Annotated in this window: 16 protein-coding genes and 1 tRNA gene; 4 read left to right on the forward strand and 13 right to left on the reverse strand. The window is 60.3% G+C overall.

Annotated features, from left to right (window positions below; genetic code table 11):
- Positions 1–110 precede the first annotated feature (110 nt).
- From VFG26_RS07000 to VFG26_RS07010, 3 genes are all read right to left on the reverse strand, one after another.
- Positions 111–1,886 (reverse strand): ABC transporter ATP-binding protein, encoded by a 1,776-nt coding sequence (locus VFG26_RS07000; protein ID WP_325023652.1) that lies wholly within the window; start codon positions 1,884–1,886, stop codon positions 111–113.
- 224 nt (positions 1,887–2,110) lie between these two features.
- Entirely contained in the window at positions 2,111–2,953 is an 843-nt protein-coding gene (locus VFG26_RS07005) for a glycosyltransferase family 2 protein (protein ID WP_325023654.1), read from the reverse strand.
- A 398-nt stretch (positions 2,954–3,351) separates the two neighbouring features.
- Complete coding sequence (locus tag VFG26_RS07010) at positions 3,352–3,831, reverse strand: ester cyclase (RefSeq protein ID WP_325023656.1); 480 nt, start codon at positions 3,829–3,831, stop codon at positions 3,352–3,354.
- Positions 3,832–3,938: 107 nt separating this feature from the next.
- Here VFG26_RS07010 and VFG26_RS07015 point away from each other — a divergent pair, with 107 nt between their 5' ends.
- Both VFG26_RS07015 and VFG26_RS07020 read left to right on the forward strand, forming a co-directional pair.
- On the forward strand, positions 3,939–4,856 hold the full coding sequence (locus VFG26_RS07015) for a LysR family transcriptional regulator (RefSeq protein WP_325023658.1): 918 nt from the start codon (positions 3,939–3,941) through the stop codon (positions 4,854–4,856).
- A gap of 105 nt (positions 4,857–4,961) precedes the next feature.
- Positions 4,962–5,465, forward strand: coding sequence for a DUF6790 family protein (locus VFG26_RS07020; protein ID WP_325023660.1), 504 nt, complete (start codon positions 4,962–4,964; stop codon positions 5,463–5,465).
- 37 nt (positions 5,466–5,502) lie between these two features.
- Here VFG26_RS07020 and VFG26_RS07025 read toward each other — a convergent pair whose 3' ends face one another.
- The 3 genes from VFG26_RS07025 to VFG26_RS07035 all read right to left on the reverse strand — a co-directional run bounded on the left by VFG26_RS07025 (position 5,503) and on the right by VFG26_RS07035 (position 7,727).
- Positions 5,503–6,249, reverse strand: a complete 747-nt coding sequence (locus VFG26_RS07025; RefSeq protein WP_325023662.1) for an SDR family oxidoreductase — start codon at positions 6,247–6,249, stop codon at positions 5,503–5,505.
- Between the two features lie 174 nt (positions 6,250–6,423).
- Positions 6,424–6,501: transfer RNA gene (locus VFG26_RS07030), tRNA-Pro, on the reverse strand.
- A gap of 194 nt (positions 6,502–6,695) precedes the next feature.
- A complete protein-coding gene (locus VFG26_RS07035) occupies positions 6,696–7,727 on the reverse strand; it encodes an alpha/beta hydrolase (RefSeq protein ID WP_325023664.1) in 1,032 nt (343 codons plus the stop codon).
- Positions 7,728–8,058: 331 nt separating this feature from the next.
- Here VFG26_RS07035 and VFG26_RS07040 point away from each other — a divergent pair, with 331 nt between their 5' ends.
- Positions 8,059–9,381 carry an APC family permease gene (locus VFG26_RS07040; protein WP_325023723.1) on the forward strand — a complete coding sequence of 441 codons (1,323 nt, stop codon included), beginning with the start codon at positions 8,059–8,061 and terminating at the stop codon, positions 9,379–9,381.
- A gap of 23 nt (positions 9,382–9,404) precedes the next feature.
- On the forward strand, positions 9,405–10,664 hold the full coding sequence (locus VFG26_RS07045; protein WP_325023666.1) for a hypothetical protein: 1,260 nt from the start codon (positions 9,405–9,407) through the stop codon (positions 10,662–10,664).
- Between the two features lie 5 nt (positions 10,665–10,669).
- Here the strand turns inward: VFG26_RS07045 and VFG26_RS07050 are convergent, their stop codons facing one another.
- From VFG26_RS07050 to VFG26_RS07080, 7 genes are all read right to left on the reverse strand, one after another.
- Positions 10,670–11,386 carry a phosphopantetheinyl transferase gene (locus VFG26_RS07050; RefSeq protein ID WP_325023668.1) on the reverse strand — a complete coding sequence of 239 codons (717 nt, stop codon included), beginning with the start codon at positions 11,384–11,386 and terminating at the stop codon, positions 10,670–10,672.
- A gap of 25 nt (positions 11,387–11,411) precedes the next feature.
- A complete protein-coding gene (locus VFG26_RS07055; protein WP_325023670.1) occupies positions 11,412–11,930 on the reverse strand; it encodes a MerR family transcriptional regulator in 519 nt (172 codons plus the stop codon).
- Between the two features lie 71 nt (positions 11,931–12,001).
- Entirely contained in the window at positions 12,002–12,307 is a 306-nt protein-coding gene (locus tag VFG26_RS07060; RefSeq protein WP_325023672.1) for an integration host factor subunit alpha, read from the reverse strand.
- A gap of 128 nt (positions 12,308–12,435) precedes the next feature.
- Complete coding sequence (locus tag VFG26_RS07065) at positions 12,436–13,413, reverse strand: beta-ketoacyl-ACP synthase III (protein ID WP_325023674.1); 978 nt, start codon at positions 13,411–13,413, stop codon at positions 12,436–12,438.
- 2 nt (positions 13,414–13,415) lie between these two features.
- A complete protein-coding gene (gene plsX, locus VFG26_RS07070) occupies positions 13,416–14,501 on the reverse strand; it encodes a phosphate acyltransferase PlsX (RefSeq protein WP_325023676.1) in 1,086 nt (361 codons plus the stop codon).
- A 237-nt stretch (positions 14,502–14,738) separates the two neighbouring features.
- On the reverse strand, positions 14,739–15,260 hold the full coding sequence (locus VFG26_RS07075; RefSeq protein WP_325023678.1) for a DUF177 domain-containing protein: 522 nt from the start codon (positions 15,258–15,260) through the stop codon (positions 14,739–14,741).
- Positions 15,257–16,024 carry a ubiquinol-cytochrome C chaperone family protein gene (locus VFG26_RS07080; protein WP_325023680.1) on the reverse strand — a complete coding sequence of 256 codons (768 nt, stop codon included), beginning with the start codon at positions 16,022–16,024 and terminating at the stop codon, positions 15,257–15,259. The genes VFG26_RS07075 and VFG26_RS07080 overlap by 4 nt, the downstream gene beginning before the upstream one ends.
- Between the last annotated feature and the right edge of the window lie 6 nt (positions 16,025–16,030).

Below are 16,030 nucleotides of genomic sequence, written 5' to 3' on the forward strand. Positions count from 1 at the left end.
TCCGGAAGCAACACTCCGTACAATCACGAATCAGGGGGCAATGCGCGCAGACGCCCTTTTCGCCCTAGTCCCCCGCGGCTTTCCTGCCCGTGAGGCGCAGAAGCAGGAAATCAGACCGCCTGCGCGAGCGATGCTGGCTTGCTCTCGAGGTACTTCGCGAACTGGAGCTTGAACAACCGGTTGTAGGCGCCGGCATTCGCAATCAGCTGGTCGTGCGTCCCGCTCTCGATCACGCGGCCACCCTCAATCACATGAATGAGGTCGGCGTGAAGAATGGTCGACAGACGATGAGCGATGACAAGCGTCGTCTTCCCCTTCGTCAGGTTGCGCAGCTCCCGCTGGATGGCGTCTTCGGTTTCGCTGTCGAGCGCTGACGTCGGTTCGTCGAGAAGAATGATCGGCGCGTTCTTGAGGTACGCGCGGGCAAGCGCGATGCGCTGGCGCTGGCCGCCCGACACCTGGCCTCCGAGTTCGCCAACCGGGCTGTCGTAGGCCCTCGGCAACGACATGATGAACTCGTGAGCGCTCGCCGACTTTGCGGCCTCGATGCATTGTTCGTCGGTCGCGCCTTCAAGACCCGCACGAATGTTGTCGATGATCGTACCTTCGAAGAGGAACGAATCCTGGCCAACGACAGAGATCTGGCTGCGGAGCGATACCAGCGAGACATCGGCGATCGTCTGGCCATCAATCTTGATGACGCCGGAATCGGGCTCGCGAAGGCGCTGCAGCAGCGCGAACAAAGTCGATTTGCCACCACCCGAATGGCCGACGAGCGCCGTCACCTTCCCCGCGGGAACATCAAAGCTCATGTTGTTTATAACAGGCTTATTGGGCGAATACCGGAACGAGACGTCCTGCACCTCAACGTGGCCCACCGTCACCTGAAGGCTCGGCTTTCCTGGCGGTTCGTCCTCGCGGGCGGGCGTATCGATCAATTGATACATCATGCGAACGCCGACGGATGCAGTCGCCAAGTTCAGCTGCACGCGAGATACGCGGCGCGCAGGATCGGCGCACATCAGAAGCGCGGTGATGAAGGCGAAGAATTGGCCGGGGCTTTCGCCGTAATAGAGGTTCCGCCATCCCGCGTAAAAGACGACGGCGGCGACGGCGCAGCCGCCGATCGTTTCCATTAGCGGGTTCACGCCGGCCCCAATTGTCAGCATCTTGTTGGCGACGCGCTGGACCGCCTCGATCGCGTCGAACATCCGCTTGCGCATCTTATTCTCAAGCTGGAACGACTTTACGACCTGGGCGCCTTGGCTGACTTCGCGGGTAATTTGGATGATGCCGGACATCGAGTGGACTTCGCTTTGCGTCGCCTTCTTGATGCGCGCAACCATTTTGCGCGAGGAGAATGCAGCGATCGGGCCGCCGATCAGAGCGATAGCGGCCATAATCGGGTCGAGCACGATCATCGTGATTATCAAACCAACGATCGTTAGCACGTCGCGGCCGAGATTGAGCGAAACCATGTTCAGCATGTCTCTAACGGCATTGGCGTTATGAGACATCCTGGTCACGAGTTCGCTTGAAGTGACCTGCTGGTAGAAGGCCATATCGACCTTCATCAAATGGTCGAACATGCGCTTCTGGGTTCGCGCAACCAGCTGGCTGCCGATCTTACCGAGGATGACCTCAGAGAAGTAAGCGGCAAATCCCTTGGCGATAAAAATTGTCACAATGCCGATCGTGATGCCCACGAGGGCAGCACGATTCTGATGCACGAAAATCGTATCGATCACGTACTTCAGAACATAGGCGCTGAGCGAGGTCATGCCCGCCACCAGCATCATGCACACGACCACGAGAACATACTGCGGGATGAACTCGCGGCCGTTTTCCCTCACCAGCCGCTTTATAAGATCATAGGTCGTCGGCATCCGTTCTCTGTATCGCCCCGTTTCAAAAAATGAGCGCGTCTAGCGCCCGGCGCTATTTTGAGTTGCCCTGCGAACAACCGTCAACGCAAGCCCATTGAATGGCGGAAAAGGCGCCCTCGTCCCCGGGCTACCAAGTTCTCACTTCGTAGGCCCATCGCCCTTACCCGTATAGCGCCAATTCGGCCCCGGAGGAATTCGAAGCATCGCCGGAGCTCGATTGAGCGTCAAATTTCGTGGACGGCCATGTCGTCGGAAGCTTCTGGCGACCGACTGCTCCTGGAAGTTCTCTCGCGCCACATGTGGAAAATTTTCAACAGCCGGTAGTCGGCTTGAATCCAAGAATAGCGCAGCCCGTTCAGGCCTCCCATGAAGTGCCTTCTGTTGATGTAATACTTGAAGAAATTCACCGGAAACTCAAGGACTATCCGCGCCGCCAGCGCGGCTGTGGATGAGTTGGCATGCCGGGCCGACAGCAACATCCTTTCACCCATCTTGCGCTTCAAGTCTTCGAAGCTGCGAAACGAATAATGATAGGCCGGGGCACGAAGAATGCCGACGGCGTGCCCATCAGTCACAACCGTGTCATGCACCTTCGAATTGCGGAATCTCACAAAGCGCCGATCGTACAGCCGCACGTACCAGTGGTCTCGCGCCCACAGCCGCGGCCTCTTGGTATTGGGATAAACGAGTTCCAAGGGCATGCCATAGGCGACGCGCGACGGCGGCGCGTGGGCGAAGAGCGCCATGATTTCGCGCCTCAACCTCGGCGTTATGACCTCGTCGGCGTCAAGATTGAGGAGCCAGTCATTCCGGCACTGTTCTTCGGCGAAACGCTTCTGCCCCCCAAAGCCTAACCACTTCTGCGTGATTACCCGGCAGCCCTCTGCCGCGGCCACCCGCGCGGTATCATCAGTGCTCTCGCTGTCGACAACAACGACTTCATCGACCCAGGGCCGCACAGAACGGATGGTACGCGCGATGCGGTCGGCTTCGTTCTTGGCAATGATGAAACAGGAGATCGGCAATTTATCCATGAAAAAATGCCTTTCAAAAATCGCAGCAAACATGACATCCGCACAAGGACCGCCGTACGCCGATTACCAAAAATTCCGCCGGCCAAATGCTCGGCTTCATGACCGAGAACATTCGAACTAACGCGAACATGAAAAGAGTAGGCCCGCCCCTGACGCTTGAAATGAAGCCGGATCGCAGGGCGCATGCATCGCATACACTGGGCGCTGTGCCATTGACAGGCTCAGACGATATTTACACCCATATATCGAGCGCTCTGTGTTGTTGTCGCCGCATTCGCGTGAGCGCGCGAGTAGTATTTTTTAGTGTCTCTCCGAGCATATGTCGCCTGAACGCACCTCGCGCGCCAGGACATGAGTGCTGGGCGCAATGAGAGGACGCCAGGAAGCGGCCCACGGGGGCGAAGGGCCGCTTCCGGCGCAACGGCTCAGAGTTACTTATTTTGGATCTGGCCGTGCACTTCCCAGGCGTTTCGTTCGACCCAATTATGCTCAAGCTTGCCCTCGGCGTTGACAGCCCAGACCGCCGTTGCCGTCAGCACGAACGGCTGCTGGTTCGCTTCCACGCCCATCATCCCGTTGTTCTTGCCGGTAACGCGCAGCCTTGAGGCAACGCGGCTACCGTCTGCATTCTCGAACGTCTCGATGATCTCGACTTTCATGTCCGAGATCTTCGATTGAAAGTCCGCAATCCACTTCTTGAATGCTTCGCGCGAACGGATGTCCTTGCCGCCGGAGGTGATGATGAAATCGTCGATGACATAGTTGTCGACGGCGGCTGGGTTTTTGTTCTGCCAGACATCCCGCCAGAAGCCTTCAACGATGGTGCTGGAAGCATGCTCGGGGCCAGCGAAAGCGGGCGATGACGCGAGAAGAAAAAGGGAGCAGAAAGCGGCGAAACTGCGAACGTGCATGACGTATCCTTTGGCGATGTTGACACGCTCCGGAGATACGTCGGACCGTTGCGCCGGCGGAATAGCTATACTAGCTATGCAGGCCATAACTGCCGGTTATGGGAGTCGTGGATTTGGATACCGCTGCAGCGTTACGTGCATTCGTGAGAACCGTTGAGAGGGGCTCTGTCACGGCCGCAGCGCGGGATCTCGGTGTATCGCAACCCGCCATCACAAAGCACCTGCGCAACCTTGAACGGGAAGTCGGCGCACGGCTGCTGGAGCGCTCTGCGCGTGGGGTGCGAACGACACCGCTCGGCCAGAACCTCTTCGATGCAAGCCGCCCGGCGCTCGCGACCATCGAGGCCGCCCTCGAGGGCGTCAGTCGCGACATGGGTGAGATCGACGGGCTGTTGCGCATCCATGCTCCATCCTGCATCGGCGCCAAACACATTCACCGCATCGTCACCGAGTTCCAGAGCAAATATCCGCGCGTGACGGTCGACCTTTTCCTGGAAGACCGGCGCGTGGACATCGTCTACGACAACTTCGATCTATCGCTGAAGTATGGCCGCCCCGACGGGCAAGACATCATCATCCGCCGGATCGGCCATGTGCGCCGCATCCTCGTCACGTCGCCGCGATACAAAAAGCGCTTCGGCGAGATCAAGACGTTGAAGCAGCTGGCTGAGGCTCAACTCATAACGACGGCTGCTGTGCTGACTCCGCGGGACGCGCTGAAGCTCGTACGTCAGGGTAAAACAGTCGAGGTGCCGGTGAAGCCCATCATCCGCACCAACAATGCGCAAGTTCTCGAAAACACACTTCTCAGTGGCCGGGCTGTAGGTCCGATCCAGGAACTGCTCGTCGCCAAGGACCTGGCAGCGGGTCAGCTCATCCGCATCCTTCCAGAGTACGAGGTCGAGTCGACGGACATCTACCTCGCGCTTTCGTCAGTGCGCCACATGAGGCCGTCCGTACGCGCCTTTGTTGACTTCGCGGTTCCCGCCTTGCGCAGCATCAAGGGCGTCGATGATGCCGGCTGACGAATGCAGCCTTGAAAGGCGACGCGGCGTGGAGAGAGCAGCGTTGACTTCAGCCGCGGGGCGCATGCAAATGCTCGATAGCAGCATTCGCAGCGGGAGAATCAGATGATCGGCGAAACGATTGCCTTCACGCTGCGAAACCTCCCGGCATTCCTGTTCATCATTGCGTTAGGCGCGACTGCGCTTGGCATTCGGCGCGGACCGGTGCCGCACAGGATGCTCACGTGGCTTCTCCTGCTCCCCATCGGCTTGTCCGGTTTCTGGGCAGGCATCGGCCACGTATTCTTTCCGGCCATGGCCGCCTCGTACATCGGATGGCAAACCAGTCCATTTCAATTGGAAGTCGGCATGGCCGATCTGGCGATCGGGATCACCGCCTGCATAGCGGCCTTTCGCTCGTGGGAGTTCCGTGCGGCTTCAGTGTGTGCGGCCTCCGTCTTCCTGCTGGGCGACGCCGTGGGTCACGTGCATCAGATGCTCACCGCAGGAAACTTCGCTCCGGGCAATGCCGGAGTGCCCTTTTTCATGGACGTCATCTGTCCGCTGCTTGCGATCGGCCTGCTGATAGCGACGCGCGAGCCTGCTCAGAGCGGCGCGGTTCACGCCTAAGTCATTGGGTGGCGCTCGCCTGCTCGGCTGATCAATCTCAGAACACCTGAGCCGTGGGCCGGACGACGATCTCGTTGACATCGACGTCCGGCGGTTGCTCCATGGCAAACGCAATGGCGCGAGCAATGGAATCCGATCCGATCGAAGTCTTGTAGACCTCTTCTACGGCAGCGCGGGCTGCCTTATCCGAAGTGCCGTACTTCAGCTCAGTATCGATTGCTCCCGGCTCGATGGTCGTGACACGAATGTTGCGGCTGGCAAGCTCCTGACGGAGCCCTTCGGAAATGGCGCGCACGGCAAATTTCGTCCCCGAATAGACCGCACCGCCCGGAGAGAACACCTTAATCCCGGCAACCGAGGACATGTTGATGAAGTGGCCGCTTCCCTGCTTCAGGAATTGCGGGAGAGCGGCGGCGATGCCGTACAGGACGCCCTTGATGTTGATGTCGATCATCCGGTCCCATTCGCCCGTCAGTCCTTCCTCCATCGGGGCGATTGCCATGAGCCCAGCGTTGTTGATCATGGTGTCCAAGCGGCCGTAAGCGGAAATCGCTTCGGCGATGAGCGCGCCGACCTCGTCCTTGCTGGTGACATCCACAACGAATGGGCGGGCTTCGCCTCCGGCGGATTTGATGCTGCCGACCACGCCTTCGAGCTTGTCCTTACGCCTGGCCGCGACAACCACCTTGGCGCCACGCGCAGCAAGACAGTGCGCCGCCGCCTCGCCGAGGCCGCTGCTGCCGCCTGTGATCACCACGACCTTGCCCGCAATCGGATCTGCCATAGTCAAATGCCCGCTTAAGCGGGGCCTGACGCCTGGGCCCTGCCCGCATCTGCTTGCGCCCCATAGGTTGCAAATGCATGCACGGCGGGGCGCGGAATTTCAGCAATGTCGAGAAAGCGCGGGAGCAGCCTGCCCGCGATGTTCGATGACTTTGTGGGGTGGCGTCGAAAAGAATGGTCGGAGCGAGAGGATTTGAACCTCCGACCCCCAGTCCCCCAGACTGGTGCGCTAACCAGGCTGCGCTACGCTCCGATTTGAAAATGCCGATGGCGCCTGCCTTAACATCGTGTCAGGAGGCCACCCGGTCGATCGGCCGGTCGATCTGAGGGGTTGGGTACCTGGAACGGCCACCCCCGTCAAGGACGATGTACCCGATGCCCATGCTTCTCACCACTCAGACGCAGAAATGACTTGCATGGCCCAGCTTTATGCCGCGGCACCCACTCTTAACGACGATACTCGGGCAGCCGTTTCAAGATATCGACGATCGGGTTCTCGACCCAGGCGCGGGTCACGAGATCGCGGTGCCGGACATCGCCTCCCGGCACGACAGCGACGCCGCCGGCAGCCAGCCGCTTGTTGATCTGCGGGCTCACATCCACGTCGTGGGCGGCGAGCAAATCCTCGAACCGTGCATTCTGGTTACGCGTGGAGCCGAGATAGACGCTGACGAAGAAGGCGGAGGGATCCTCCTCGATCCAGCGGGCGAATTTGTCGAGGTCGCCATAGAGCGAATCCAGAAGGACGACGCCGCGGACGCGCTTCTTCAGGCCACCGCGCTCGATGGCGGAGGCGGCTGCGACGTATCCGCCGCTGTAGGCGACGACGATGACGGGCATGCTCGCGAACGTGCGCAATGATTTGCGGTCGCCGTGCAAGCGGGCGAGCTGCTGTCCGGCTTCACCAATGAAGCGCCCGAAGACGCCCGGCTGCCAGAACTTGCCGGCGCTCGAGTCTTTAGCATCGACGGCGAGCTGAGGTGCGACGAGCACGACGTTCGCATTCGAAGCCGAGATTTGATCGGGCACCTTCTGGCGTGCGAGCACATCGCGCTGAAGGGTCGCGCCGTGTCCGTGGAAGAAGACCATCATCAGCGCCGGACGGCGAATGTCGAAGCCCTTCGGAATGTGCAACAGCACCCGATTGTCGCTGTAGGTCTCGTCCTCCCAATAGACGCGGCCCGAACCGGTGCGATGGCCCTTGCGCCCGTTTTCGTAGACGTTGAGAAACGGCGCGTTCGAACCCGGCATCGTTCCGCGGTAGGGAAAGGGCGCGGTATCAAACGGCACAAGCGCCGTCTTCGCGCTCTTCGTCGGACCGCTTCGCGATTGGACTTGTGTCTTGGATGGTGTCAGCGGGCGCTTGCCCGCCTTGGCTGCTGCGAACGCACTTGGAAGATCAATCGTCAGTGCGAGGCTCGCGCCGAGAGCTTGCGCCAGAAATTTCCGTCGCCCGCTGTTTAATGTCGCCGGCGCCATGCGCTACGACGCTCCGTCTTCGATCATTTGAAACGCATTTACCTCACGCAGAACAGTCAGCCACGATTCCGCGGCATGAATGTGTGGCTCTAAAGCCCAAAGTTGTTCAATTCGTGAGACCCGAAAGCGCCAAATTGATGCGGTTTACCAACTCTGATGAGCACTCTTGAGAGAATGCTTCGCGCACGTTCTAGATGCATTTTAGTCACTGACTTTGAACATGTTCCGTCAACGGTTGTTGGCATGCATCCGAGTCAATACTGTCCGACGAATCCGCCAGGGTTAAGCTCGCTCAATGACTTCTGCCGCCAGCATCCCCGCATCGCCGTCAATGGGTTCGGCCCTAGACGTGCGAACGGTTTCTACAGTGACCGCTACGGCACTTGCCGTCGCCGATATGATCGGCATCGGCGTTTTCACGAGCCTAGGATTTCAGGTCGCGAGCATCCCTTCCGCGTTCTCCGTACTCTTGCTCTGGATTGTCGGGGGCGTTGCGGCACTTTGCGGCGCGCTGGCCTATGCGGAATTGGCTGCGGCGTTTCCGCGCTCTGGCGGCGAATATAACTTTCTCTCCCGGATCTATCATCCTTCCGTCGGCTTTCTCGCGGGCTGGATCTCCGCGACACTGGGCTTCTCAGCGCCGATCGCGCTCGCGGCAATGGCGTTCGGCGTCTACTTCAAAGCTATCATTCCCGGCGTTTCGCCGCTGCTTCTGGGGCTCGGTGTCGTCTGGATCGTGACCGCGATCCATCTCAGCGGGATCAAGCACTCGGCCAAGTTCCAGAACGTCTCGACGGTCATCAAAGGCGCCCTCATTCTCGCACTGATCATTGCTGGTATCGCCGTCGGGACACCGCAACCCATCTCCTTTGCGCCCTCGGCTGACGACATGAGCTACATCGCCAGTGCGCCCTTCGCGGTCAGCCTTGTCTTTGTGATGTATGCCTACTCTGGCTGGAACGCCGCGACGTACATCGCCGGTGAAATTCGCGAGCCTGCCGTCAGCTTGCCGCGCTCCATCGTTGCAGCAACCTTGATTGTCATCATGAGCTATGTCGCGCTCAACGCGGTGTTTCTCTACACGACGCCGATTTCGGCCATGGCAGGACAGATCGACGTTGCGCTCGTTGCCGGCAAACACATCTTCGGCGAGGTCGGTGGACGGATCGTCGGCGCCCTCATCTGCATTGGCCTCATCTCTTCCATCAGCGCCATGACGTGGATCGGCCCACGCGTCACCATGGCGATGGGGAAGGATCACGCCATGCTTGGCATTCTTTCGCGCACAACGAGCGACGGTGTTCCCAAGCCCGCAATCCTGTTGCAACTCGCCATCGTCAGCCTGCTGCTCATGACGCAGAGCTTCGAAGCCGTTCTCGACACGATCCAGTTCAGCCTGACGCTCTGCTCATTTCTCGCCGTGCTCGGTGTCATCGTGCTTCGCTGGACGTCTCCCGGCTTGCCGCGCCCCTACAGGACGTGGGGCTATCCGATCACGCCATTTATCTTCCTCGGCGTGACCGCTTTCATGATGTACTATCTCGTCATCGAGCGTCCTCTGCAGTCTTTGGCGGGCGTCGCCATCATGCTGACGGGTTTGGCCGTTTATGCCATTTCCCAGCAGCGTTCGATGATCGAAGCAAGGCCTCGATAGGATCAAACATGCCCAGAATGCGCATGACCATTGCGATCGCCGCCGTAGTGGCCGTTGCATTCTCCATTCTCTCGCCGTCGCTCCGCGCGGAACCCAGCGCCAGCATCAACGATACGGCGCGCTTCATCGCGGGACTCCCGCCCTCTCCCGGATCGCCGCTCACTGCCTACACCAACGATGGCTACTGGAAGCAGTACGCGCGTGGCTTTGACGAGGCTTGGAACAATCTTGAGAAGCGGCAGCTGTCGAAGATCAGCGCGATGGTGTCGCGCGATTTCCATACGCGTCAGTCCGTACTGTTTTATTTCTTCAGCGGCCCTGACTTTCTTTATGCGGATGCCTTCTTCCCGTCTGCCGATACCTATGTGATGGCGGGCCTTGAGCCGCCGGGCGACATCCCCGATTTGCGCAAGTTTTCGCGGGGCGAGATCGCCACCTCGCTCAGGGCGCTGCGTTCGTCGCTGAGTTCGGTGTTGAGCTACAGCTTCTTCCGTACGAAATCCATGAGGGTCGATTTCAGCCGCGCCAAGCTCAATGGCACGCTGCCGGTGCTGATGACGTTCCTCGCGCGCTCGGGAAAGACGATCTACGATGTCTCGCTGTTCGATCTCCAGAGTGACGGCACACTGCATCCGGCCGAAGACAAGATTGCAAACCCGACGGGCAAGGGCGTGAAGATCATTTTCGGCGATGCGAACGTCGGCCGGAAGCGCACGCTCTATTACTTCAGTACCGACCTATCCGACGGCGGTATCAAAACAAGCGGGTTCCTGAAGTTCTGCGATGGATTAGGGCATGGCGACAGCTTCCTCAAAAGCGCGTCGTATCTGATGCACTCGGACAACTTCTCTACTGTTCGCGACTACCTGCTGTCTCACAGCGTGTCGCTGCTTCAGGACGACTCCGGCATTCCCATTCGCTTCTTTGCGCAGGGATGGCAGCTGAAGCCCTATGGCCGCTATGTCGGCCCGATCAGCCTCTTCGGCGGGAAATATCAGGCGAAGCTCAACGAAGTTTTTGGCAAAGGGCGTGCGACGCCGATCGATTTCAGCCTCGGCTATCGGTGGCGGCCGAGAGAGTCCAATATCCTGCTCGCTATCCGGGATCCTTCGGCGACTGCCTTTGAGGCAGCACCTGCTGCGGGCATGAAGAAGAGCGACTTGGACAGCGGGGATGCGCTTGGTTCGCAGGCGAACGCCGATGTTCCGCAGCGGCCGAAATACCGCCGCCACAAGGAGCAGACGGTCAACAAAGACTTCCAACTCTTCGGCTATTTGCCCTGACGCGCCTATGACCGCGTGGGGATGAACCCGTCAAGATTGTCAGCAGGGAACGGAAGCACTCCAATTTTTTCAGGCAGGCGTTCGGCCGCGACGGCCGCCACATAGTCATCTCCGAGGTCAAGCGTTCTGACCTGGAGATTGTAACTGCTGCCTGCGGCGTTGCCGCCTACGACGCCTTGCTCGGTCAGCAGCCGGCCAATGCCGATGCCCAGCGCCTTGGCGGCAGCTTCTAGGCATACCCAAGCGACCATGACGTCGCTATCGCGGTCAGCAGATAGCACGTGTTCCGGACCAAGCCGTCCGGCCGCCGCGATGACGCGCTGCCGCCGCTCGGCCGGCATCTTGAGGCTGCGATGCCTTCGTTCCAGGTCCACACCCACCGGCACCGATTTCGAGGCTGCGATGAGCGCCGCTTCACCCGTGTGGGAGATGTTGAACCAGGGCAAGCCGGCAGCGAGCCTTGGCCGGCCTCCTGGCTCGATGGCGAAGTCCGCCTGTCTGATGCTTGGGCCGCATGCGCGTTCGAGCACGATGCGGGTTGCGATGCGTGACGCACGCCACAGCCGGCGCGCTTCGGGATCGCGGGTCGCCGCGGCACGCGCATTGTCGGAAGCGGACAGCCGGGGCGATCCCGATTCCTCGGCCTCCAGAATGGAAGCCGCTTTCGCGAGATCGAGGAAGAAGACTTCGATCTCGCCCAAAGCGAAGGGATGTGCAGGCATTGTGTCTGCTGCAGCGCGTTGCGTTTCAGGCTCCGCCTGCACGCTGCTTCTTCAATTCCGCGGCGCCGTCGGCGGTGTTGAGTTGCTGCCCGAGGAGGATGGCGCGCGCGATCTCGAGTTCGCGTATCGCGGTTGAGATTTGAACCTTGATTGGAATGGGTCCTTCTTCACGCGCCTTAGGCTGCGGCTCGGGAGCTACGGCCTTCACGACCGGCTTTCTGCCGCGCTTCCGGCTTTGAGGCTCGACGGGCATTGCTGCCTGAACCGCGGCCGCGCGATGCGCTGCAGCCTTGACCTGCTCGATGCCGTGCTCACGCAGGATCTTCTGGACGCCACGTATCGTGTAGCCTTCCGCATGAAGCAGCGCGCGGATGCCGCGCAAAAGCTCCATATCCTCGGGGCGATAGTAACGCCGTCCACCGCCACGCTTCATTGGCCGGATCTGCGGGAACCTTCCTTCCCAGAAGCGCAACACATGCTTTGGGATTTGCAGTTCGTCCGCCACTTCTCCGATCGTGCGAAATGCCTCCGCCGACTTGTTCATGAATCACCGCCCTCACGCCTGCCGCATAAAATGCGATTGAACGCGCAGTTCCCTCACGATGCAATCGGAACTCAGCGCTTCGCGTGACCTTTATTGATACGGTCCTTCATAATGTTCGAAGGACGGAAAACGAGAACGCGCCGCGGCGTGATCGGGACTTCTTCACCCGTCTTCGGATTGCGGCCGATCCGCTGGCCTTTTTGGCGAATGCCGAATGAGCCGAAGGACGACAGCTTCACCGCGTCGCCTTCCGCCAAGCTTCCTGAAATTTCATCGAGAACGCGCTCTACGAGCTCTTGGCTCTCGTTGCGCGGCAATCCAACTTTCTCGACGACGGCTTCCGCAAGATCAGCCCGCGTCAACGTCTTGCCCACCATCTCGTTCTCCCAGCCGAACTCTGTGTTCTGACCAGTTATGCTAGCGGCGGTTGGTCGCGGGGTCAACGGGAGGCGCAATCAAGCGACTGAAAAAGCAGGGCTTTCCACGCTGCAGCGCACCAATTTGGTTACCAGCGGGCGAGAACGGCGCCCCATGTGAAGCCACCGCCCATGGCTTCCATGAGCACGAGGCTGCCTTCCTTCACCCGATGGGCCTCGAAGGCATCGTTAAGGGCCAGCGGAATTGAGGCCGCCGACGTATTTCCGTGGCGATCCAAGGTGATAACGATCTTTTCGGGCGCGACGCCGAGCTTTTTGGCGATGCCGTCGAGAATGCGTTTGTTGGCCTGGTGCGGTATGAAGAGGTCGATCTCATCGGGAGCATAACCCGACTCGACCAGCGTTTCCTCGATCACGCCCGAGATCTTCTGAACGGCATGCCGGAAGACCTCACGGCCGTTCATACGGACGTGGCCGACGGTCTTGGTCGATCCGGGGCCGCCGTCGACGTAGAGCAAGTCTTCGAATCGGCCATCCGAGCGGATTTTGGTCGCCAGGATGCCCCGATCCTCCCGCGCGCCGTGCTGCGTCTGGGCCTCGAGCACCACGGCGCCCGCGCCGTCGCCGAACAAAACGCACGTCGAACGGTCCGACCAGTCGAGGATGCGCGAGAACGTTTCGGCGCCGATGACCAGGGCGCGCTTGGACTGCCCGAGCTTCAGGAAGTTGTCGGCAACTGTGAGCGCGTAGACGAAGCCGGAGCAGACAGCCTGCACGTCGAACGCCGCGCCCTTCGTGATGCCCAGCATCTGCTGGATTCTGACGGCTGTCGCGGGAAACGTCCGGTCCGGCGTTGCTGTTGCGCAGATGACGAGGTCGATATCGACGGGATCAATTCCTGCGCGCACCAATGCCTGCTTGGCCGCGGCGGCTCCGAGGTCCGACGTCAACTCGTTCTCATCGGCGATGTACCGGGTGACGATGCCGGAGCGCTCTTGAATCCAAGCGTCGCTTGTGTCGACGATTTTCGCGAGATCGTGGTTTGTCACGACGCGCTTGGGAAGATGCGCACCGACGCCGCGGATGACAGAGCGGAGAACTGCCAAATCTATGCCTTTCCGAGCGGGCTACCGGCCGCGCTCTGCGGCGGCGAACCGCCGCCAGCAGCCGAAAGCTTGTGATGAAAACTGTCGATGTCGGCTGTCAAACGCCCGATCAGCCCCGAATCGGCCATCTCGTACGCAAGATCGACTGCGCTCGCAAATCCAAACGCGTCCGTGCCGCCGTGGCTCTTCACCGCAATGCCGTTGAGCCCAAGAAACGTGCCGCCATTAACGCGGCGCGGGTCCATCTTGTCCTTCAGCACGCGGAACCCGCCTTGAGCGAGTAAGGCGCCGATCTTGGTCAGCAGAGAACTCGTCATGGCGGCGCGCAGGTAGGTACCGATCTGCTTCGCGGTGCCCTCTGCGGTTTTCAGAGCGATGTTTCCGGCGAAGCCTTCAACGACCAGGACATCGACCGCACCGACACCGATCTGATCGCCTTCGACAAACCCTTTGTATTCCAAGGGCAAGGCATCGATCGACTTCAGCAGCGCATGCGCGGCCTTCACGTCCTCGTTGCCTTTCATCTCTTCCGTGCCGACGTTCAGCAGGCCAACGGACGGCCTTTCGATGTGGAACACGGCGCGCGCCATTGCTGCGCCCATGAGGGAGAAATCAGCCAACTGATCCGCGGTCGCGCCGATGTTGGCGCCAACGTCGAGCACGATGCATTCCGATTTGATCGTCGGCCAGATCGCTGCGATTGCGGGGCGTTCGATCCCCTTGATCGGCCGAAGGACAAGCTTGGCGATTGCCATCAATGCGCCGGTGTTACCGGCTGAAACGGCGGCGTCGGCCTCGCCCGTTTTCACGGCTTCGAGCGGCAGCCACATGCTGGAGCCCTTGCCACGGCGCAGCGCCTGGCTCGGCTTCTCCTCCATGGCGATCACGTGATCGGTATGGACAATGCGGGACTTGGCGCGAAGCGCCGGGTGCGGGGCCAGCGCGGCTTCAATGCGCGCTTGGTTGCCGTACAGGATGAAACTCAACGCCGGCTGGCGCTCAAGTGACAATGCCGCCCCGGGGATGACAACCTCCGGGCCGTGATCGCCACCCATTGCGTCGAGTGCAATAGTCTTTGGGCTCGCCATTTGTCGTCGATTGCCGCTCAGGTCGTGTTGGCACAGAGGAATAGTGCCAGACCCGGCAGGGCCTATCTCTCCCCGAAATTCGGCGAGACCATAGCCTTTTGCGGCTCGCCCACAAGGCGAAAACGCACCTCGTGACAGAAGCACTCACATCTATTGGTATTCTCTTGACTTTTTCCGCACATATCGCGGCCGGATGCCGTCAATGAGCACGAGTCCGGGGCGGCAGGGGAACGTCGATCAGCTGCCGGGCTTCAGCTTCGACAGCGCTGCAAAGGGGCTGACCTTTTCGGGCTCCGCGGCCTTCGGGTCCTGCCAATTGAACTCGGCGTCCGGACGGCGCGGATAAGGATTGAGGGAAGCAGCCAACGTCTCATAGACGATCCGTCCGACGGGGATAGCTCCATTCTCGAGCAGCTCGACTTCGGCGGCATCGAGAATTTCGGCTTCCTCCTCGTCAGCGGGAAGATCAATCTCGGGGAAGAATTCAACCTCGTACTCGGCGTTTACATTGCCGTTTACGGGCTCGAGCGACACCACGCAGGCCTGCTCCACTGCAGCGACGATCGTTCCACGCAGCCGATAACCGTCGCCCGCTATGGCGTTGATGCGATAGCTCGTGGAGAGGCTCGTGACCTTCAGGATGTCGAGGGCCTGCGCAATCGCCTGGCATTCCTCAGGCGTTGCCTCGCGCGACCGCTGCAGTCCGCCGGCGGGAATATCGATTGAGCGTTCGCTCCAGTTCAATGGTTGGTCGGTCACGTCGTTGATACCTTAGGTTTCGATGTGGCGGCCGCGAGCAGCCGGCTCGCCGTTCCATCGTTTACGAAGACTTCGAATTCCAGGTCCGATAGAGCGCTGGACGCTGCTTGCATATAGTGAGCGAGCGCCACGGCGTCTTCTTCCCGCTCCCCGGCACCATCATAAACATAGCCGCGGAGCGCCTCCGTCAGCTTGGGCGAAGCAGTGCTGAGCGAGCCTGCGCCGCTCAATCCACTGCGGTAGCTCGCGGCGCGCTCATAGAACCCTGCGGCTGCGCGCTTAACCTTCTTGGGGACCGTTAGATCCCCTACCCCCATCTCGCGCATGCAGTCATCCATGTCGACGACGAAGGCTTCGATCGTTCTCCTGGCCAGCTCGTCGGCCTCGCCTCCTTTTCCCCGCAGCGCTTCGAGCGCGAGAAAAAGATGAATTGCAACCAGCTCGAAGCGGCCTTCCGGTGTGTCCGGAACGCCGAGGCGGCCGTAAAACGCCTGCTGCCGCGCCGCGGTCACGACGCTGCCATAAAGCTCTTCTGCTTTGCGGCCGGTATCTGCTCGTTGCCTCAGCCATCGCAACATCGTGAGGGGTCCTTGGTTGGCGGCATGAGCAAATGTCTGGGGATCATGCCTGGCGGCAACGCCGTCGCGCAGTTGCCGGCCTTCGACGCACAATCTAAACACACGCCGGCGATAGGGCGAAGAGATTCGCGCCAATGAAAGTTCAAATGAGACAGCACGGCCAAAGAAGTCGGCATCTAAAAGCAATCGTCC

This window comes from Hyphomicrobium sp., from assembly GCF_035687085.1.
Taxonomy (GTDB): domain Bacteria; phylum Pseudomonadota; class Alphaproteobacteria; order Rhizobiales; family Hyphomicrobiaceae; genus Hyphomicrobium_B.